This window comes from Swingsia samuiensis (assembly GCF_006542355.1).
GTDB lineage: Bacteria > Pseudomonadota > Alphaproteobacteria > Acetobacterales > Acetobacteraceae > Gluconobacter > Gluconobacter samuiensis.
Map to the genome: position 1 here is coordinate 1 of NZ_CP038141.1, position 21,779 is coordinate 21,779.

Below are 21,779 nucleotides of genomic sequence, written 5' to 3' on the forward strand. Positions count from 1 at the left end.
GTGGAAAACGCTCAGTATCTGAACGCTAACGCCTCTGCCCCTAACGACGCAAATTCGCTAGAAGCTTCTTGGCATAAAGTTCGCTCCAAACTTAAAAATGAAGTCGGTGAAGTTGAGTATCGGACGTGGCTGCGTCAAATCGTTCTAGGGCCGCTTGAAGAAGGTGAGCTCACTCTTTATTTGCCAACCCGCTTTTTAAGAGACTGGGTTCGCAGCCAGTATGAAGAGCGACTACAAACCTTATGGCGTTCCGAAAGGAACGATGTTGAAGGGGTGGAGTTACAGGTAAAACGAGGCCTTCCTGAAATTTCTCCTGCAGAAGATCTGGAAGAAGAACTCAACGCCGATACGGAATCTTCTACTGCCCCTTCTGCATCACCTCTTAATGAGATTAAAAATGATCTAGCTGTCCCGTTAGATCCACGCTTTACTTTTGATTCTTTTGTGGTCGGCAAACCGAATGAGTTTGCTTATGCCTGTGCTCGGCGCGTTGCAGAAAAACCATCCAGCCCTGGTTTTAATCCATTGTTTTTATATGGTGGTGTAGGGTTAGGTAAAACACATTTGATGCATGCCATCGGCTCCGAATTAACTAAAACGGGTCATGTCTCAGTAGCTTATATGTCTGCTGAAAAGTTTATGTACCGGTTTATTGGAGCCATCCGATCACAATCAACGATGGAATTTAAAGAACAGCTTCGTTCTGTAGATGTTCTTATGATTGATGATCTGCAATTCCTTATCGGCAAAGACAACACACAAGAAGAGTTTTTCCATACATTCAATGCACTTGTAGATGCTGGTCGACAGATTATCGTTAGTGCAGATAAAAGCCCATCCGATCTTTCAGGGTTAGAAGACCGATTAAGGACCCGCTTAGGATGCGGCATGGTTGCTGATATCCACGCGACAACCTTTGAACTCCGTATTTCTATTCTAGAAGCAAAAGCGAAAGCATCTGGTACACATGTGCCAGAAAAAGTTCTTGAGTATCTTGCTCATAAGATCACAACAAATGTTCGTGAACTTGAAGGGGCTCTTAACCGTCTCATTGCGCATGCTGATCTTGTTGGGCGTCCCGTTACGCTCGATACAACGCAAGATGTCTTAAAAGACATGCTTAAAGCACATGATCGTCGTGTTACAATTGAGGAAATTCAACGAAAAGTTGCTGAGCACTGGAACATTCGCTTAACAGATATGTCGTCTGCGCGTCGCGCTCGAGCTGTAGCACGCCCTCGCCAGGTTGCTATGTTCTTGGCAAAACAACTAACAAGCCGTTCACTTCCTGAAATTGGGCGTAAGTTTGGGAATAGGGACCATACGACGGTTATGCATGCGGTCAGCAGGGTTGCCGAGTTAATGGAGCAAGACACTTCCTTTGCTGAAGATGTCGAACTTCTACGCCGAATGTTAGAAGGATAAAAAACGTTATGACTATCTTTCTTGATAAACTCAATAATACTGCTAGATAAACATAAACGTTCAAGATTGCTGATGCATGGGAATAGATAATGAAGTTCAAGGTTGACCGCACCCTGTTGCAACGAGCTCTCGCACACATCCATGGCGTTGCAGAGAAGCGGAATACCATTCCTATTTTGGCGAATGTTCTTTTGTCATACGAAGATGAGCACCTGCGCTTAACGGCAACCGATATGGAAATTGCAATTGTTGAAGAAATTGCAGCATCCGGCTCAACAAGCGGCTCAACAACTGTTCCTGCTGCGGTTCTATTCGAAATTGTTCGTAAATTACCGGATAATATCGAAATAGAATTTGAGCACCCTGAAAGTGACGCCCCTTTGGCTATTCGGGCAGGCCGCTATGCGACAAGCTTAAATGTCCTTCCTGTGGATGACTTCCCGGCTATGGTTGCGGGAGATTTGCCACATCATTTTCTTCTCCCAGCAACAACTTTACGCGGCCTAATAGACCGGACAAAATTTGCGATCTCGAATGAAGAGACACGCTATTATCTCAATGGTATTTATATTCACGTTGATGATAGTGGAGCACACCCAACTTTAAGAGCTGTTGCCACAGACGGTCACAGGCTTGCACGTGTTGAAACGGACGTTCCTGAAGGAGCAAGAGGGATCCCAGGGGTAATTATTCCACGGAAAACCATTGCTGAACTCCGTAAATTATTAGATGAAGGTGCAACAGATGTTGAAGTATCTTTATCTGATACACGTATACAATTCCAAGTTGGAACTGTTCTCTTAACCTCAAAACTCATCGACGGCACTTTTCCAGAATATGAACGCGTCATTCCAAAAGGGAATGATCGCCTCTTACGTGTTACAAAAAAAGACTTTGCTGCGGCCGTTGCTCGTGTAGCCGCCATTAGCCAAGAGAGATCTCGCCCTGTTAAGCTTGCGATGTCTCATAACTTGTTAACCCTCTCTGCGATAAGCCCTGATCAAGGCATTGCACATGAAGAATTAGATGAGAATACCGTTACGTATGGTTCTGAGCCCATGGAAATTGGTTTTCAGGCACGCTATTTAACGGATATAACTGATCAAATTGATGTTGAAGTTGAGTTTTCTTTTGCCGAAAGTTCAGCACCTACGCTTGTGCGTGATACAAGCGATGAAAATGCGATCTATGTTCTTATGCCTATGAGAGTATGACGAGCTGCATTGAAACTAAACCGACTGACACTTACCAACTTTCGTAACTACCAGCGTAGTGTCTGGACACCCCAGAGCCATATTTCTGTTTTGACGGGAGAAAATGGCTCTGGGAAAACAAACCTTCTTGAGGCCATATCTCTCCTTGGGCCTGGAAAAGGCCTAAGGGGGGCGTCATTGCACACCCTCTGCAATTCAAATGCTCAAGAGTGGGGTATTGCAGCAGACATTACTTCACGCTTTGACCACTTCCTTCTTGCTACCGGCAGCAGTTTAACAGAAAAAAAACGACGTAATTTTCAATTGAATGGCTCATCCATTCGTTCACAAGCCGAAATCGCTTCATTTTTTCCAAGCGTTTGGCTTACCCCTCAAATGGATCGGTTTTTTACTGAAGGTGCCGGAGGAAGGCGACGTTTTTTTGACCGGCTGGTTATGGCTTTATCACCAGACCATGCACGACAAATGGCAGCCCATGAAAAATCTATAGCAAGCCGCAATCGCATTCTTGCAGAAAGAGAACATGAATCTCAATGGCTTAATTCTATTGAAGATTCAATTGCGCGTCACGCTGTAGCGGCTTCAGCTGCACGGTTACTACTCATTGAAAAAATGAATGAACACCCTTTTCAAAGCAGTCAATTTCCTCAAAGCCTTCTTCATGTAAATTGTTTGATTATCGATAAGCTATTACGTCTGCCGGCACTTGAGGTTGAAGATTGGTTGCGTTCTTCTCTCAAAAAATCCCGGGAAAAAGATAAACTTAAAAATACGTCTTCCTTCGGGGCCCATAAAGCAGATTTTTTTGTGTCTGATAAAGCAACAGGTCGTCATGCAGAGCTTTCAAGCAGCGGCCAGCAAAAAGCTATGCTTATTGGCATTATTCTCTCACATGCTCGTTTAATTGAAGCAAATAAAGGAGTTACACCCGCCATTTTACTTGATGAACCATTGCTTCATCTTGATCAGCAAAAAAGAGAAAGTCTTCTTACCAGTCTTACACAATTCCAAACGCCGATCATCCTCACAGGAACAGATCCTGAGCCTTTCCTCTCTTTATCGACAAAAGCGCAATTTTTTCGCGTTCAAAATGGGCAGATCCACTCAACTTAAAGCTCTAAGCTCTGGCCTCAAAGCATTCTTCGCGCTATAGTATACCTATTAAAATTTTTAGAGTTCTACGGAGACCATCCCATATATGTCAGAGAACCAAAATCAACCGGAAAATGCTGGCTTAGATGGTGAAGATTACGGCGCGGCTTCAATCTCAGTACTCAAAGGACTAGATGCCGTTCGTAAACGCCCCGGCATGTATATCGGTGATACAGATGATGGTTCTGGTCTTCATCATATGGTCTTCGAAATTATTGATAATGCAGTCGATGAGGCGCAAGCTGGATACGCCTCTCGCTGCATTTTAACCTTGAATGGTGATGGCTCTGTATCTGTCCGTGACGACGGACGCGGTATTCCAACGGATTTACACCCGGAAGAAGGGATCAGTGCAGCCGAAGTTGTTCTGACGAAACTACACGCTGGTGGTAAGTTTAACCAAAATTCATACAAAGTTTCCGGCGGATTGCATGGCGTTGGTGCCGCGGTTGTTAATGCGCTGTCTGAATGGATGGAAGTTCGCATTTGGCGTAATGGTCATGAACACATGATCCGCTTCAGGCATGGCGAGCGTGAAGAAGCACTCAGCATCATTGGTCCGTCAGACGAGCCTCGAGGCACCTTGGTTACTTTCAAACCAAGCAAAGAAACATTCACGAAGGTTGACTTCGATTTTTCCATTTTGGAAAGACGCATCCGGGAACTCGCTTTTCTGAATTCCGGCTTGGAGATCATTCTCCGTGACGAACGTCATGCTGAACCTCATGAGGCCCGCTTCCACTTTGACGGTGGGCTAAGCGCTTTTGCTCAATGGCTCGACTCTTCAAAAACTTCTCTTCTTGCTGATCCGATCACAGGAGAGATCGACCACGCAGCAAGTGATATCCGTGTGGAGTTCGCTTTAACATGGAACGATAGTTACCATGAAACGATGCTCTGCTTTACCAACAATATCCCTCAAAGAGATGGGGGCACACACTTAGCTGGTTTCCGACAAGCGTTAACTCGTGTTGTGGGTAAATATGCTGAAGGCGTTGCCAAAAGGGAAGCTGGCTCTCTTACTGGAGAGGATATGCGAGAAGGGATGACGGCCGTTCTTTCGGTTAAAGTTCCGGACCCAAAGTTCTCATCACAAACAAAAGACAAGCTGGTTTCTTCTGAGGTGCAGCCTGTTGTTCATGCCACGGCCGCCGATGCGATTGCGCACTGGTTTGAAACGCATCCTAAAGAAGCCAAAGCTATTGTTGCCAAAATCATCGATGCTGCCAGTGCTCGTGAAGCCGCAAAACGCGCACGCGAGTTAACACGTCGCAAAGGTGTTCTAGACGTTTCTTCTCTCCCTGGAAAACTGGCGGATTGTCAGGAAAGAAACGCTGAAAAAGCAGAAATCTTTATTGTTGAGGGGGACTCAGCAGGTGGAACGGCAAAGCAAGGGCGGGACCGACGTTTCCAAGCCATTTTACCTCTAAGAGGTAAAATTCTTAACGTTGAACGGGCACGATTTGATCGGATGCTAAGTTCTACCGAAATTGGCACACTCATTACCGCTCTTGGTACTGGCATTGGACGTGGAGATGTAGAGCAGGGCGGTTTTTCAGTTGAAAAGCTGCGCTACCATAAAATCGTCATCATGACAGATGCTGACGTGGATGGATCGCATATTCGTACGCTTTTGCTAACATTCTTCTTCCGGCAAATGCCTGAGCTTATTGAGCAAGGCTACCTTTATATCGCTCAACCTCCTCTTTATCGTGCAAAACGCGGGCAGGAAGAACGATATCTAAAAGATGATGCGGCTCTAGAAGAATATCTTTTCGACAAAGCCCTGAACAATGCTTCTTTACGTTTCGGCGATGGACGTGAATTAACAGGTGATACCCTCCGCAAAGAAATTCTATTCTTCTTGAAGTGCAGCCAAAATATTAAAAAGCTTTCCTCCAAAATCCCAGTATGGATCTTGGAGCAAGCTGCCGTTGCACGTGTTTTAGAAACTGACCCGGCGGCTCACGCAAACCGCATTCCTAATTTTCAACAACGCTTGGATGCGGCCTCCCTTGAAAACGAAAGAGGGTGGAAAGTCTCTCTTTCAGAGCATGGAATTGAGTGTGCTCGTTCAATCCGCGGCGTTAATGAAATTTATCGTCTGGATCTCTCAATCCTCCGCTCGGCTGAAGCACGGTGGCTTTCTTCTGAAGGTGAGCGCCTTGCCCATGACTTCCAAACACCTGTCTTTTTACGACTTGATCAGCAAGAGCATGAACTTTTTGGGCCTGCTATTTTGCTTGAACGTATTCTTGCGCAAGGCCGCCGCGGCTTAACAATCAGTCGCTTTAAAGGCTTGGGCGAAATGAATGATGAGCAACTCTGGCACACAACACTTGACCCAGCGACAAGAACACTCCTTCAAGTTAAAATTGGCGATATAGAAGATGCAGGGCAGGTCTTCTCAACCCTCATGGGGGATGTTGTAGAACCTCGACGTGACTTCATTGTCAGTAATGCACTAAAGGTTGCAAATCTTGATGTTTAAGCCATGGATAAAACCTTTAGCGGCGGCCTCTCTTCTGACAGGTTTTCTTTCCGCTCCGCCAGCCTTTGCTGATAATCCTCAGGTCAATGCATCGTATGCTGTCTATGTCCATGGGTGGCATGCGCTCAACGTTAATGCATTATATACCCTCGACGATAAGGGATATACTGGTCAACTTCATGTCCGGCCTGCAGGCGTAGTCAGTTGGTTCGTCAGCACCAATATGGACTCTCAAGCGGAAGGACGTTTTGCTTTTAGTGATAGTATCAGCCCTATCTCTTACGAAAGCCGTAGTTTATCACATGATAAAAACTATCATGTGAAACTGATCTACACGTCTCAAACACCTCAAATTACTATTTTGGACCCGAAAGATGAGGACCGGGAAGAAATAAACTCAGCCTCTCTTGTTAATAGTGTGGATGTTCTTGGGGGAATGGCACGCCTGTTACACACCGTTCAAAGGATGAACAGTTGCAACGGATCTGCTCTTATTTTTGATGGGCAGCGCCTTACAAAAATGTCGGTTCACGGCCCCAAAATAGACCAAATTCCACAAGATCATGGTGAAGCGTATTCTGGTTCAGCCATTCGTTGTGATTTTGTTGGGCAACAAATAGCTGGCTTCATCAAAAACTCTCCTAACCGTTCCAAAATGGCCAGCCCTCAACCGGGAAGCATTTGGCTTGTCAAGCTGGATAACCAACGTATTGTTCCTGTGAGGGTGGAGTTTGATCATCCTAAATTAGGGCACATCACTGTGGTGATTAAGCAACCTGTTCAAAACTAGATATAACCTGATCACTTCTGCAACATTTTGAAAAAGGAAGTGATCAACTTTTAAAATCATTTGTTTGACCAACGAGAATGGTTTGGCTACTCGGAATAAAGATATGACCGATACCCTACACCGCACGAATACGACCGCTGTTATTCTAGCCGCTGGCTTGGGCACTCGCATGAAGTCTCAGCTCCCTAAAGCACTTCATAGGCTCGGGAACCGTCCTATGATCAATCATCTGATTGAAACAGCGCGTCACGTTTTTGATAATATTATCGTTGTGGTAGGGCCTGATATGCCACAACTTGAAAAAGCGGTTCATCCATATAAAACGCTTGTACAAACCGAACGCCTTGGTACTGCGCATGCAGCCAATATTGCACGTGATTATTTTGGTACAGGGGATGTTGCCATCCTTTATGCTGATAATCCACTCATTACAGCAGAGACCATGCGTAACCTTCTTAATGCGCGCCACAATAACGCAACGTTAGGCTTACTTGGAATGCGCCCTGTTAACCCAGGGAAATATGGCCGCATTGTTGAGGAGAACGGCCGGGTAAAGCGCATCGTTGAATATAAAGATGCAACAGAGCAAGAACGTCAAATAGGACTATGCAATGCTGGCGTTATGTGCGCACACGCAGATGATTTCAGGCAGTGGCTCTCTTCGGTTAAAAATAATAACGCTCAACAAGAATTTTACTTAACAGACGTTGTTGCAATGGCAGCCAGCCAAGGCAACGTACAGTGCATTGAAGCGCCCGAAAGTGAACTCGCAGGGATTAACTCGCGCTCAGAATTAGCGCAAGCAGAAGCCACCCTTCAGCATCGTCTTCGTCAACAAGCACTTGATAATGGTGTTACTCTTGTTGCGCCCGAGACGGTCTTCTTTAGTACGGATACAGTCATTGAACCGGACGTTGTTATTGAGCCAAATGTTTTCTTTGGCCCAAAGGTTACGGTGAAAACAGGAGCCATTATCCGTGCTTTTTCTCATTTAGAAGGAGCTACAGTGCATCAAGAAGCTGTTATTGGCCCTTATGCACGATTACGCCCCGGCAGTGTGTGTGAAGCACACTCTCATGTTGGTAATTTTGTCGAATTAAAGAACACCCATCTTGGAGAAGGGGCTAAGGCCAACCATCTTACATATTTAGGAGATGCCTCCATTGGGAAAGAAACAAATATTGGGGCAGGGACAATTACCTGTAACTATGACGGTGTATTCAAGCACCAAACAAGCATAGGCGAACGTAGCTTTATTGGCTCTGATGCTATTTTAGTTGCGCCTGTCACAATTGGGGACGATACTCTGATTGCGGCAGGAAGTGTTATCACAGAAAACGTATCTACGGGCGATATGGCTTTTGGACGGGCACGTCAAACGGTCAAAGCAGGTCGTGGACTTGAAATGAAGCAAAATCTAAAAGCCAAGAAGGAACAAAACTGATGTGTGGAATTTGCGGCGTTGTTGGTCACCGTCCTGCTACTCAAATCGTTTTTGAAGCACTCCGTCGGCTTGAATACCGTGGATATGATTCTGCGGGCATTTCAACACTTTCTAAAAATGGTGAGATTGAGCGCCGTCGTGCAGCCGGCAAACTTGATAACCTTGAAGAAGTTTTGCACCAATCTCCTCTTAACGGCACAACAGGTATCGGTCATACACGTTGGGCCACACATGGCGCTCCAACAGAAGCAAATGCTCACCCGCATGCCGCTGGTCAAGTCGCCATTGTTCATAACGGAATTATTGAAAATTTTGCAGAGCTCAAAGCAGAGCTGGAAGCGGCTGGGTGCGTATTTGCATCCGACACGGATTCTGAAACAGTTGCTCACCTGGTAGATTTTTACTTAAAACAAGGAAAAACTCCTCGGGAAGCCGCTTTTGCCGCTATTCAGCGCTTCGAAGGGGCTTATGCCATTGCTATGGTCTTTAAAGGCCATGGCGATTTAATGATTGGCGCGCGTCATGGTGCTCCTCTTGCCATTGGTTATGGCGATGGAGAGATGTTCTTAGGTTCTGATAGTTTGGCGCTCGCTCCACTCGCTAGCCGTATCACTTATATGGAAGATGGCGATTGGTGTGAGCTAACCTCTGATAAAGTCACTATTTTTGATAGTACAGGCCAAGAGGTTCAACGCCCCATCCAAAATGTTGCCTTCATGGCAGGGCAAGTTGGAAAAGATGGTTACCGCCATTACATGGAGAAAGAACTCCATGAGCACCCTGTTGCGATTGGCCAAACACTCCAACGCATTACAGATCCAGCAGCAAAAACCATTGCTTTACCAGAACTCCCGTTCAACCCAGCAGATGTACCGCGTGTTACGATTACAGCGTGTGGATCTGCTTTCTATGCTGGAATGGTCGGCCGTTACTGGCTTGAATCTCTGGCACGTATGCCAGTTGAAATCGATGTTGCATCTGAAATGCGTTATCGTGAAGCGCCACAACCTAACAAAGGTGTTGCGCTCCTTATTTCTCAATCCGGTGAGACAGCTGATACTTTAGGAGTGTTACGCTCCTTAAAAAAAGAGGGGCAGAGCATTGTCTCCGTCCTTAATGTAGAGCACTCAACAATGGGTCGAGAAAGCGATGTCGTTTTGGGCATGGTGGCGGGCCCTGAGATTTCGGTTGCGTCGACGAAAGCTTTTACAGCTCAACTTTCTGTTCTAGCAGCCTTGTCTATTGAGTTTGCACGTGCGCGTGGCACGATTGATCAAGCACAGGAAGAAAAATTAACGGCTAGCTTATTAGACCTTCCGTCAAAAGCTGCTGAAGTGTTTACTCGTGTTGAAGATATTCAAGCGATGGCACGTGTCGTTGCTGAAGCACGTGATGTGCTTTATCTTGGCCGTGGTATTTGTACACCCATTGCCTATGAAGGTGCTTTAAAACTTAAAGAAATTAGCTATATTCATGCCGAAGCATATGCAGCTGGTGAATTAAAGCACGGTCCAATTAGCCTAATCGACAGAACGGTGCCTGTTGTTGCGATTGCTCCTTCAACTATTCTATTTGAAAAGACCCTCTCTAACCTACAAGAAGCCAAAGCACGGGGCGGGCGTATTCTAGCGTTTACTGATGCCGAAGGTGCTAAAAAGCTTAAAGGCGTTGCCGAAGTGATTGTCACTCTTCCAGATGTGGATGCCTTCGTAGCGCCAATCTTATATGCTATCCCAGTTCAGATTTTAGCATATGAAGTGGCTCTCCTTAAAGGCACAGATGTTGATCAGCCTCGTAACTTGGCTAAATCTGTAACCGTTGAATAATTTTGTTTTTTGTTTCAAAAACATCTTATTTTGTTGAAAATGTCTCTCAATTTTTAACAAAGTAAGATGATAAGGAGATAGAGTTATGGGAGACTTTTCCACTCTAAACCAGAGCGACCTTAACTCTGGGCTCTCCCTCTCTCCATCTCTTATTAAGCAACGCGAGCATTTTTTATCCCAGCTTTCCCGCTTGGGGTTTGAGGGAGATATCACCTCAGAGGTTTCAGCTCGTGTTGTTGCATCAACCGATAATAGTATTTATCAGCGCCTTCCTCTCGCAATCATTTATCCTAAGACACAAGCAGATTTAAACAAAGCCGTTAAGGCAGCTCAAAACGGCTCCATCACCTTAGCAATAAGGGGAGGAGGAACGGGGACGAACGGCCAATCTCTTTCCTCTGGTATTATTATTGATGTTGCACGACATCTTGACCGCATCGTATTTTTTGATGAAAAAAAACAAACTGTAACCGTTGAGCCTGGGGTTATTTTATCTCGATTAAATGCTTTCTTAAAACCTCATGGATTTTTCTTTCCTCCCACGGTTTCAACAGCAACTCGCGCTACGATAGGAGGAATGGTTGCTACGGATGCCTCAGGGAAGGGGTCCCGCCTTTATGGAAAAACGTCCGACTATATAGAAAGTATGAAGGTTGTTTTGTCAGATGGAAACACTCTTCTTGTCAAAAAAGAATCTTCTGAAGACCTAAAGAAAATCATTGCTCAAAACGATTTACCCAGTCGGATTTATCGCCAAGTTATTACAACGGTTACTGAACATAAAGAAGAAATAAACCGAGTATTTCCTAAAATGAATAGGGGACTTACTGGGTATAATTTACAAAATATTTTAAGCGAAGAGGGGAGTATAAACCTCACCCGTCTACTAGCCGGCTCTGAAGGGACGCTTGCCCTTACCAAACAAATTACTTTAAAAATCAAAAAGTTACCAAAAGTAAGTCAGTTGATTGTTATTCGATATGACAATTTTGACCACACTCTAAGAGATATTCAAACTCTTTTGCCAGCCAATCCGCTGGCTATTGAAGTGCTTGATGACCGACTGTTGGAAGTAGCTTCGCAAGATGTGATCTGGCAATCTTTAGAGAATATTTTAGGAACCCAATCACACAAACCAGTGAGAGGAATAAGTTTTGTTGAATTCGTTGGAGATGATCTTTCTTTAGTAAAAGAAAATGTTAACTCCACTCTTAATTTAATTGTTAAATCTCCATTCGAACATATTGATTTTAAAGTAATTTCAGATGAATCTATTATAAAAAAATTATGGGACCTTCGCGCCAAAGCTGTTGGACTATTAGGCCAACCAGAAAGTGGGAAACAAGGGGTTGCCTTTATTGAGGATACAGCTGTTCCTCCTGAAGTGCTGGCTGATTATGTAGTTGATTTTAAATCTATTTTAGACCGACACAATCTTCCATACGGTATGTTTGGTCATGCAGACGTGGGCTGCCTCCATGTCAGACCCTTTTTAAATATGCTTGAACCTAAAGATCAGGCTTTAATTCGCCCCATATCTGACGAAGTTGCTCAACTTACCAAGGCTTATGGTGGTCTCCTATGGGGAGAACATGGAAGAGGGTTTAGAGGTGAATTTTCTCCTTTGTTTTTTGGAGAAAAGCTTTTCAAAGAACTTATAAAAATCAAACAACAATTTGATTTTAAAGACATTTTCAATAGAGGAAAGTTGGTTCCTGGCGAAGAATATTCTGTCGATCGAATTGATGAAGTCCCTTTTAAAGGTCAATATGATGCACAGATTTCTGCTCCCTTTAAGCAAGACTATCAACTCGCTTTAAACTGCAACGGAAATGGGGCTTGCTTTAATAAAGAGCCTGACACTGTTATGTGCCCCTCATACAAAGCCACTAAAGATCGTGTGCAATCACCCAAAGGGCGGGCCACTCTTTTAAGAACGTGGGCTCGCTTAACTTCCTTGCCTGATGGAGTACCAGATAAAAGCACCTTAAGCGCGCTTACCGAGGAGTTAAAAAGAAGTCTGGATACATGTTTAGCCTGCAAAGCCTGCTCTACCCAATGCCCCATTCATGTCGATATTCCATCTATGCGCTCTAATTTTTTCGCAAATTATTTTCAAACGAACAAACGCCCCCTTAGAGATTATCTGATTTTTGGATTGGAATTTTTTCTTAAAATATCAAGACAACACCCTGATTTTACAAATTTTTTTACACAAAACCCCGTGTCGAAAATTATTCTAAAGCGATTAGGAATAGTAGATTTACCCAAAATTAACTCTGCCAAAATATCATCCCAGGATTTCATTTCTAAAGAGTGGATAAAGAATAATTATAATAACCCGAAGGCCGTTATCATTCTACAAGACCCTTTCACTTCATCATTTGATGGTGATGTATTGAAAAAAACGTTAGAATTATTCAACCATATTGGAATTAATGCTCGCGCAACAAAAGTATTAAATAATGGAAAAGCAAAATATATTCGTGGATTCAAAAAATCTTTTAATAAGACGGCTCAAAAGACCCTTAATTATCTCCACCCTCTCACACAGTTAAACATTCCTCTTATTTCACTCGATGCGGCTACAGGAGCAATGTTTAAACAAGAGTTTAAGGAGTTTGGAAAAGATAACTTTGAAATCAATGTGTTATCTGTAGAAACTTATCTGAAACATCTAATTGAAAATGAACTTATCCCACAGCATAAATTTTCTCCTATCCAACAGGAATTCACTCTTATCCCACATTGTACAGAACAAGCTATGTACCCGACGGTAACATCAGATTGGATGTTTATTTTTAAAACACTCTTGTCTTTGCCCCTTAACACAAAGAAAGCAGGCTGTTGTGGAATGGCTGGATTATTTGGTCATGAAGCAGAGAATGTAACACTTTCGAAGAAAATTTTTCAACAAAACTGGGCATCAACGCATCATAAAGAAATCTTAGCCACTGGATTTTCTTGTCGTTGTCAAACAAAACGATTAACAGGATATCGTCCATCTCATCCTATCGAAATCCTTTTTCAATCAGCAAAAAATACATAAGCGAAAAGTTATCATTCCGTATGAAGTCCCTAAACAAACACCTTCTTCTTTTCATTTCTTTGGCGCTTATTTACCTTTTGATCGCATTCTATGTCTGTTCACTTTGGCCCAAAACATCCGATCAAGCATCCTACTTCCTTGCAGGGATGGATTTTTTGCATGGAAACTGGCGCCTAAAAAACTGGGTTCTGACCCCTCCCGATTTTTGGACATCAGACATCCCCCTAAGTGCTTTTCTTGGAGCGGTGTGGCATCTGGCAGGTCATCCTTCTGCAAGCCCAGTCCTACTTATGCTACAGCCGGCTATTTTATGGACTGGCCTGATTTGCTCTGCTTTTTATCTGGTCTTTCAGCGATTAAAAAACACAAAACACAAAACAGGCGCCGTTCTTATCCTTTTATGTGCATTGGCTTTTCCTCTGATGCATGCACCCATGGCTTATTTTATCACATTATCCGCTATTCATATTGGATCGTTAATTTATGGACTATGGGCCATCCATCATACTGATCGTTTCTTAAAGGACCATCAGCACAAATCTCTCTTATTCGCTGCAATTTTGCTTTGCCTAGGCTCAATTGGAGACCCACTTTTTGTTATTACAACCGGAGGAGCGGTTCTTTTATTCTCCATTATTTCAAAATATTCTCCTTTATACCTACGTGTCCAACTGGTCTTTGCGGCCATTCTCAGCATTCTAACTGCTAAAATTATTTTATGGACAAATATACATACGGGTGGATTTCATACGGAAATTCTTGAAACCCGCTTTGCTACCTGGGATCAACTCAATACAAATCTCAGTATATCACTTCGCTGCATTCTACTGGTTTTTGGAGCAGATCCATCCGGTCATTCTCTTAGTTCTTCTACGCCAGAGTTATTACGATTAATCCTTACACTTTTTATTATTATCGCCCTGTTTTCTGCGGTAAAAATCACACGCAAACATAAACAACATAACGATACTTTTTGTGTTTTACTCGGACTAACTGCCTTATTAAACTTCGTGGCCTTAACCGTCAGTAATCGTATAGCATTAGATGGTAATCCAATCGCCGTTGCTCGTTACCTTTTTCCTCTATGGGTGAGTACAAGTTGTATTGCTGCACTTTATTGGAACCATAATCGAAAAATAGCTTTCTTAGCTGGGATTGCTCTTTTCAGCACTTTGTGGGCTGACATACGTGATCTTCCTGCACATTCTACGGGTATTCTGACAACAGAAGATAACCAACTTCTTTCTCGCTTAGAAAAAGATGCTCCCTCATTCGGAATTGGGTCATGGTGGAGTTCTGTCAATCTTGAAGTCGCATCTTTAGGAAAAGTTCATATTTATCCTGGGATGCAACAATCAGACGGCAGCATTATGCCATTTGTCCATATTCGAAAAAATATGGATTGGGCTTCTCTCAAAGGACAAAACTTTTTTGTTCTTATCCCACACCCTACCGAAACTTTTACAGAGAAGGCGGCCCTAAAAACCTTTGGTGCACCAACACAAACCATTATTGAGGGGCGGTATACAATTCTTATTTATCGAACTGATCACCTCTTTGTGGGGCATCCTGACCGTACTTAAAACCTATGCTATATCTTCCTTTCAGCCTCAAGGAAGATAAACTATGGTAGGTCCGCATGTTCTTGTTCAGGGTGCAGGTGTTGCAGGCTTAGTTACGGCGGTTTCTCTTGCAGAGAAAGGCGCACGCGTAACCGTACATGACGTCGGCGGCCGTATTGGTGCAGGCGCGTCATGGTTTGCAGGCGGTATGCTTGCTCCTTGGTGTGAAGGTGAATCCGCCCCAGACGAAGTCACAGAAGATAGTTTGACGTCTTTGGCTTGGTGGAAAGAACATGTGAACGATGTTACAGAAGCAGGGACTTTAGTCGTTGCTCCATCAAGAGACACACCAGAGCTTATTCGGTTTGGTCGCCGCACAAGTCACTTTGAAACAATCAATACCGAAAAAATTGCAGCTCTGGAGCCGGATTTAGCAGGCCGTTTTGATAAAGCTCTTTTTTTTCCATCTGAAGGGCATGTTGACCCAAGAAAAGCACTCCACACTCTTGCTCAACATCTCATCACGTTAAAAGCGACCTTAACTCTGACCCCTCAAACTATTTATGATAAAGGGCAATTTGACTGGATCGTAAATTGCACAGGCATCAACGCACGCAAAACACAACCTGAATTACGTGGAATGCGTGGTGAAATGGTTCTTCTTCGCTGTCCTGATCTTTCTCTCCATCGCCCTATTCGTATGTTACATCCTCGTATCCCCGTTTATATTGTTCCCAGACAAGAGCATATTTTTATGGTGGGGGCGACCATGGTTGAAAGTGATGATCAGCGTGGCATGACTGTACGTTCCATCATGGAGCTACTCAACGCCGCTTACACGCTACACCCTGCCTTTGCAGAGGCTGAGATTCTTGAGGCAAATGCAGGGTTAAGACCTGCATATCCTGATAATATTCCAAAAGTTATGAGAGAGGGTAAACATATTTCATTAAACGGGATGTACCGGCATGGCTTTCTTTTATCACCCGCCCGTGCACAAGAAATATGCAACATTATTTTCCCTCCCACTTCCGTAAATTAAGGCTTTTTCCAGCGATAAGGACAGAAAATGCAAATTATCGTTAATAACGAACCACATATCGTTCAGACAAACACACTCGCCGAGATTATTCATGAACTCGGCTATGGAACAGCTCGTATTGCGACAGCCCTTAATGGTGATTTTGTTCCAGCCTCTCAAAGAAAACATAAAATTGTTGAAGAAGGCGGTGTCGTTGAAATTCTTGCCCCAATGCAGGGAGGATAAATCTGATGCTCTTCTATGGTGTAGAACTATCATCCCGGCTCATGTTGGGAACGGCACAATACGATAGCCCTGCCATTCTAGCAGAATCCGTAAAAGCGGCTCAGGCAGGTGTCGTTACAGTTTCCTTAAGACGAGAAGCCGCCAGCCTTCAGACAGGTCAAGCGTTCTGGTCCCTTATCCAAGACCTTAACGTGCCTGTACTCCCCAATACAGCAGGCTGTCATAGTGTCAAAGAAGCTGTTACCACAGCGCATATGGCACGAGAGGTTTTTGGAACAAACTGGATCAAACTAGAAGTTATTGGGCAAGGGGACTTATTACAGCCAGATGTCTTTGGTCTCGTGGAAGCAACCCGTATTCTTACAGAAGATGGCTTTAATGTTTTTCCCTACACGACAGAAGATCTCGTCGTAGCTGAACGTCTCTTAAAAGCTGGCGCAGAAGTACTTATGCCGTGGGGAGCGCCGATTGGTTCAGGAAAAGGACTAAACAATGTGTTTGGACTGCGTGCCTTAAGAGCACATTTTCCCAAAATTCCAATGGTCGTAGATGCAGGAATTGGAAAGCCATCTCACGCAACGGCTGCTTTTGAACTAGGGTTTGATGCTGTATTAATTAACACAGCCGTTGCTAAAGCCGGGGACCCTATCAAAATGGCTACGGCGTTCAAACTTGCATGCCAAGCCGGTCTTGCCGGTTTTTCTTCAATTCCAATGGAAGAGAGGGATATGGCTGTTCCATCCACACCAACACTCGGCCTTGCCAGCAGTTTATCTGAAAGCTTTATCTAAGATGCAGCGTCTTCCTTCGAAAATATATCCCGTTGTTGATCATCCTCGTTGGGTTGAAATATTAGGTGGAGCAGGGGCTCGCTTTATCCAATTACGCCTTAAAGACCTTCCCCCTGAGGAACTGCGTGCTCAGGTTCAAAAAGCCCAAGAACTTGCTGTCCTTCATAATGTTACCCTCGTCTTAAACGACTATTGGGAACTGGCGATAGAACTCGGTTTTGAGTGGGTGCACTTAGGGCAGGAAGATCTGGATACGGCAGATTTAAAATCCATTAAAAATACAGGTATTCGTCTCGGCATATCCACACACGATCATGTTGAGTTAGAGAGAGCGCTCACCTGTCAGCCTGATTACGTCGCTTTAGGCCCAATATGGGAAACTAAATTGAAGAAAATGGCCTTTGGGCCTCAAGGGGTTCATCGCTTAACGGAATGGCGTAAAATCATTGGCTCTCTTCCATTAGTAGCAATCGGTGGTATTTCTCTTGAACGGATGCTTTCTTGCCTTGAAGCTGGCGCTGACAGCGTAGCTGCTGTAAGTGACTTTATTGGTGCCAAAGATCCTGAACAACAAGTGGCTCTTTGGCTTAAAAAAGCCACACAACAAAACATTGATTAAAAAGCTTTTTTACGTTCTACTCATCTCTTAATTTTATTTCTTATCTTTCGGGAGTATAGCTACTAATGATGGTGACAGGTCTTGCAGCCGTTTTACTTGCGATTGCCTTCCTGCTCACAATCGTTAGCTTAATACAACCACTGGCAAAACGTCTGGAAATTTCAGAGACTGTTTTGCTTGCGCTGACAGGAATAGGGCTAGGAGCGGCAGCATCTTTCGTCGTTCGATCTTCATATACAGATCTTTTCAATGGTGCTGCAGAATCTCTCATCTATTTCCCAATTAATAGTGAGGCGTTCCTTCTCATCTTCCTGCCTATTTTGGTTTTTCAAGGCGCTATGGGAATTGATGTCCGGCGCCTTGCTCAGGAAACAGCAACAGTTCTCTTACTCGCCGTTGTGGCGGTCATTGTTTCTACCGCAACAATTGGGTTTGCCTTATACCCATTCTCCGGGCAAAGTCTCGTTGTATGTTTACTCCTTGGCTCCATTGTCGCCACAACAGACCCATCTGCAGTGGCAGGGATTTTCCGAGATATTGGCGCAGCCTCGCGTCTGACACGCCTTGTCGAAGGCGAGGCTCTCTTAAATGATGCTGCCGCAATTGCGATATTTACAATTTTACTCGCATCCATCACTTCGCATCGTCATATTCATTTAGGCGACGCTATTTTAGATTTTGCTTCTGCTTTTGGCGGCGCAATAATCGTCGGGGTTTGTTTAGCTCGTTTAATGCTTCTTATGATTGCAGGCTTAGGAGCCCCTATTGCTGCAGAAGTTACCTTAACACTGGCCTTACCCTACACCGTCTATATTATATGCGATGAAATGCTTGGGTTTTCTGGTGTCGTCGCGACAGCAGCGGCCGGTCTAACAGTTTCAGCATATGGCCCCTCAACATTTCGTCCTCAAGTATGGCGCTTCGTAAACGAACTTTGGGAACAACTCGTATTTTGGGCCGGCTCTCTCGTTTTCCTTTTAGCTGCCATGTTAGTTCCGCGCTTGCTTGCCGGGGCGACGAAATGGGATTGTACTTTAATCCTGATTGCAAGCGTTGCAGGACTTATTGCGCGTGGAGCCGTAATTTTTGGATTACTGCCCATTCTTTCCGTGACCAACCTTTCTCCCCCCGTACCGCTTCCATTTAAAGCAACAATGGTCTGGGGAGGGCTAAGAGGTGCTATCACCCTTGCCTTGGCACTTGCCGTCACAGAAAACCAAAATGTTTCAAGTTCTATCGCTCATTTTATTGGGATTATTGCGACAGGATTTGTTTTAATCACCCTTTTAGTCAACGGAACGACGCTACGATCTCTTGTTCTCTTTTTTAAACTCAATCAACTTTCTCCTGTCGACCAAGCCATTCGCCAACAAATACTAGGGATTGGTTTAAGCGAAGTGGCTGAGCGCACACGCAATATGTCTGATGAGTTAGGTTTTAGTGCACAAACACGAGATGGCGTCATCAATCAAATTGAAAAAAGAGCCAAGAAGGAAAGGGAGGCTAATAATTTTGAAACCGTCCTAAGCGACCGTAACCGTATTAATATTGCTCTTATTACGATCGCCAATCAGGAACGCTCGTTGTTGTTAGATTTGTTTCGTATTCAAGGTCTCTCACGCCGTGTCATGGAAACACTTTTACGAACAGCTGAATCAATGGCTGAAGGGGCACGTCTTAATGGCCATTACGGATATTTGCGGGCTTTAAGGCGCCGTCTAACGCCATCCTTACGATTTAGAGTGGCTCAAAGCCTTCATAGCCGATTCCATATTGATGGGCCGCTCATGTACTGCATGATGGAGCGCTTTGAAATGCTTATTATCGCCCATCTTGTATCTTTATCTTTGCAACGTTTCGTCCAGCAAAGAATGGGGCCCACGTTAGGTAGCCGTGTCACAGAAATCGTATCGGAGGTTTTAGGACGCCAGCGCAAGCTTCTTGACGATGCCTTGGAAACATTACGCTTACATTATTCAGGTTACTCTGAAGCTTTGCAAAGCCGTATTTTAAGACAAATTGCTCTTCGCCTTGAAGATGAAGAATATGCTACGCTTCAAAAAGATAGTCTCATCTCAGAAGAGCTGCACCGCGAACTCCATCGCGATATCGAGCGCAGACGTATGCGCCTTGATGCGCCTCTACGCTTCAATCTCAAAAGTGGAATTGAGCAACGTCTTAGAGCTTTCCCAGCTTTTAACGGTGTACCCGACTGTATTTTGCATGATATCGCACGCAAAGTCTCTATTCATTTTTTATCACCCGGTGAGGTGATAATAAAACGAGATAAAAAAATACGTTTCGTTTATGCCCAAATCGCAGGCCTAGCTGAAATGCATCTGCCTGAACAAGATATACTTTTTGGCAGCGGGGACCTCATTGGAGGCGCTTTTCTTGTTGAAAAAACAAAAGCTCCTGCGACCATTCGCTCTATCCAGTTTAGCCACCTTCTTGCTATCCCCAGAAGCGTCTTTCTAAAACTTTTAAAAGACTATCCTATTGTGAAAAGACTTATCGTTTCACGCAACGATCAAAGAAAAGATGGTGCCTTAAAACCTTACAGCGTAAATTCTGATACTGTTGTTAAGCTAGCAGCCCCGCAAGCCATTAAAAATATCGTTCACCCCAAAGAAGAATGAACGATATTTTTCCTTCACGCCTTTTCAGTCACTTCTGAGGTTTCGGGTGCCAGAAGATTATAAAAGAAGATATTACACGCCAACAGAATAAGAGCCGCAAACAAAGCTGTCCCTGCATGAAACAACCAAAAAGATACATCATTAACTTGGCCAATCAGCGTTGAAAGCTTACCAACAAGAAGGCTCGAAATACAAAATTGTAGTGAAAAACATGATATTAACATGGTATTCAAACTCTTAGGGGCAGCACGAGAATATAGAGCCATACCAAGAGCATATGTAAGAGCCGTGCCTATATCATTAATCGTATGAAATAAAAGCCCCCAATACAGACTAACACCATGAGGTTGTGGGTGGAGGTACGAGGCAAAAGCAAGAACAATCGGAGCGAGAACAATGATAAAAGCTCCAATCGTTACTTTCGTTATTTCAGATGAATCTGGCTTATATCGAGCATAAATATGCAAAAATTTAAAAACAACAACTCCTGTTATTGAACTAATCAAACCATCCCATGAAACTAAACTGCTAATAGGGAAGGGATGCCCAAATAATGTTTTCTGATAATGCTCACGCCCCCATAAAAGATAACCATCTGATAACTCCTGATTAGTTAATGCCGAAATAGCCATTACTGGAATCAAGAAGATTAATAAGAAAGTCGCTTTTTTTTCTCTTAAACTCAGCGACGGCTGCTTGGTCTTTGTATTTTTTTTGACAATTTCATCTTTAGGGAGCCAAGATAACCCGGAAAGGTAGATCACCAATCCAATAAGCATACCTATCCCAGCAACTAAAAACCCCCAATCCCACGCTTTTTGAGCAAGAAAAGCACACAGAGCAGGGGAAATAATAACAGCAATCTGTATTCCCAGAACATAAATTTGATACGCGTCTGAACGTCTCTGATCATCTAATGCATATAAAGACCCAACTTGGGATTTTAATGCTCCCGTCGCACCTATTCCAATTAAAATAAATAGAATGGCAAAGACCAATCCCCAATCGAATAACATTAAAATATGACCAATGGTCATTAAAACAGAGCCAATAATGATGGTTTTTGTTCTACCTAAAAAACGATCTGCGATAATTCCTCCCAACAAGGGAGTAGCAAACGCAATGGCTAGAAAAAGCCCTGTAATTGCTCCTGCAGTCGCCTGAATGCCAGAAGGAGCATATAAAAACCCAACAAGCCCTAATAGAGAGTTAATACCCCATACATGCTCAATATGCCCCGGCAAAAGTAGCTGATCCATTAAATATATGACCAGGATTGCCTGCATTCCATACAAAGAAAAGGCTACAAAAGCTTCTGTTAAAACAAGAACCCAAAAACCTTTTGGATGCCCCAACACATCCTTTGAATGCAAAACATGAGGGGACTCAACGAAGGGCTCATTAGGGAATATTTCAGGCAAGAAGACCTCAAATGTCAAAAATTGATCTGCTTACTCTTTGTAAACTCAAGGTTTCTCAAACACAATCTATCTTCATACCGAAATGAAAC

General features: G+C 43.8%; 15 protein-coding genes. 14 read left to right on the forward strand and 1 reads right to left on the reverse strand.

What is annotated here, in order from left to right; genetic code table 11:
* The 14 genes from dnaA to E3D00_RS00070 all read left to right on the forward strand — a co-directional run bounded on the left by dnaA (nt 1) and on the right by E3D00_RS00070 (nt 20,269).
* Nucleotides 1–1,425 (forward strand): chromosomal replication initiator protein DnaA, encoded by a 1,425-nt coding sequence (dnaA, locus tag E3D00_RS00005; protein WP_141458785.1) that lies wholly within the window; start codon nt 1–3, stop codon nt 1,423–1,425.
* An 89-nt stretch (nt 1,426–1,514) separates the two neighbouring features.
* A complete protein-coding gene (gene dnaN / locus E3D00_RS00010; RefSeq protein ID WP_141458786.1) occupies nt 1,515–2,639 on the forward strand; it encodes a DNA polymerase III subunit beta in 1,125 nt (374 codons plus the stop codon).
* A 9-nt stretch (nt 2,640–2,648) separates the two neighbouring features.
* Nucleotides 2,649–3,752, forward strand: a complete 1,104-nt coding sequence (recF, locus tag E3D00_RS00015) for a DNA replication/repair protein RecF (RefSeq protein ID WP_141458791.1) — start codon at nt 2,649–2,651, stop codon at nt 3,750–3,752.
* A gap of 85 nt (nt 3,753–3,837) precedes the next feature.
* Complete coding sequence (gene gyrB, locus E3D00_RS00020) at nt 3,838–6,282, forward strand: DNA topoisomerase (ATP-hydrolyzing) subunit B (protein WP_141458792.1); 2,445 nt, start codon at nt 3,838–3,840, stop codon at nt 6,280–6,282.
* Nucleotides 6,272–7,072: a DUF3108 domain-containing protein gene (locus tag E3D00_RS00025; RefSeq protein WP_141458794.1), complete on the forward strand. Its 801-nt coding sequence runs from the start codon at nt 6,272–6,274 to the stop codon at nt 7,070–7,072. The genes gyrB and E3D00_RS00025 overlap by 11 nt, the downstream gene beginning before the upstream one ends.
* A gap of 103 nt (nt 7,073–7,175) precedes the next feature.
* On the forward strand, nt 7,176–8,516 hold the full coding sequence (gene glmU, locus E3D00_RS00030) for a bifunctional UDP-N-acetylglucosamine diphosphorylase/glucosamine-1-phosphate N-acetyltransferase GlmU (protein WP_141458796.1): 1,341 nt from the start codon (nt 7,176–7,178) through the stop codon (nt 8,514–8,516).
* Nucleotides 8,516–10,342 (forward strand): glutamine--fructose-6-phosphate transaminase (isomerizing), encoded by a 1,827-nt coding sequence (gene glmS, locus E3D00_RS00035; protein ID WP_141458799.1) that lies wholly within the window; start codon nt 8,516–8,518, stop codon nt 10,340–10,342. The genes glmU and glmS overlap by 1 nt, the downstream gene beginning before the upstream one ends.
* 85 nt (nt 10,343–10,427) lie before the next feature.
* Nucleotides 10,428–13,391, forward strand: coding sequence for an FAD-binding and (Fe-S)-binding domain-containing protein (locus E3D00_RS00040; protein ID WP_141458802.1), 2,964 nt, complete (start codon nt 10,428–10,430; stop codon nt 13,389–13,391).
* Between the two features lie 20 nt (nt 13,392–13,411).
* Entirely contained in the window at nt 13,412–14,974 is a 1,563-nt protein-coding gene (locus tag E3D00_RS00045) for a hypothetical protein (protein WP_141458804.1), read from the forward strand.
* A gap of 43 nt (nt 14,975–15,017) precedes the next feature.
* Nucleotides 15,018–15,995 carry a glycine oxidase ThiO gene (gene thiO, locus E3D00_RS00050; protein ID WP_141458805.1) on the forward strand — a complete coding sequence of 326 codons (978 nt, stop codon included), beginning with the start codon at nt 15,018–15,020 and terminating at the stop codon, nt 15,993–15,995.
* Nucleotides 15,996–16,022: 27 nt separating this feature from the next.
* Complete coding sequence (gene thiS, locus E3D00_RS00055; RefSeq protein ID WP_141458807.1) at nt 16,023–16,220, forward strand: sulfur carrier protein ThiS; 198 nt, start codon at nt 16,023–16,025, stop codon at nt 16,218–16,220.
* 5 nt (nt 16,221–16,225) lie between these two features.
* On the forward strand, nt 16,226–17,011 hold the full coding sequence (locus E3D00_RS00060; RefSeq protein WP_141458809.1) for a thiazole synthase: 786 nt from the start codon (nt 16,226–16,228) through the stop codon (nt 17,009–17,011).
* 1 nt (nt 17,012) lies between these two features.
* A complete protein-coding gene (locus tag E3D00_RS00065; protein ID WP_141458811.1) occupies nt 17,013–17,630 on the forward strand; it encodes a thiamine phosphate synthase in 618 nt (205 codons plus the stop codon).
* Nucleotides 17,631–17,695: 65 nt separating this feature from the next.
* Nucleotides 17,696–20,269, forward strand: coding sequence for a cation:proton antiporter (locus tag E3D00_RS00070; RefSeq protein ID WP_141458813.1), 2,574 nt, complete (start codon nt 17,696–17,698; stop codon nt 20,267–20,269).
* Between the two features lie 14 nt (nt 20,270–20,283).
* On the opposite strand, the gene E3D00_RS00075 is transcribed toward E3D00_RS00070, so the two are convergent.
* A complete protein-coding gene (locus E3D00_RS00075) occupies nt 20,284–21,690 on the reverse strand; it encodes a peptide MFS transporter (protein WP_246091439.1) in 1,407 nt (468 codons plus the stop codon).
* Nucleotides 21,691–21,779: the final 89 nt, after the last annotated feature.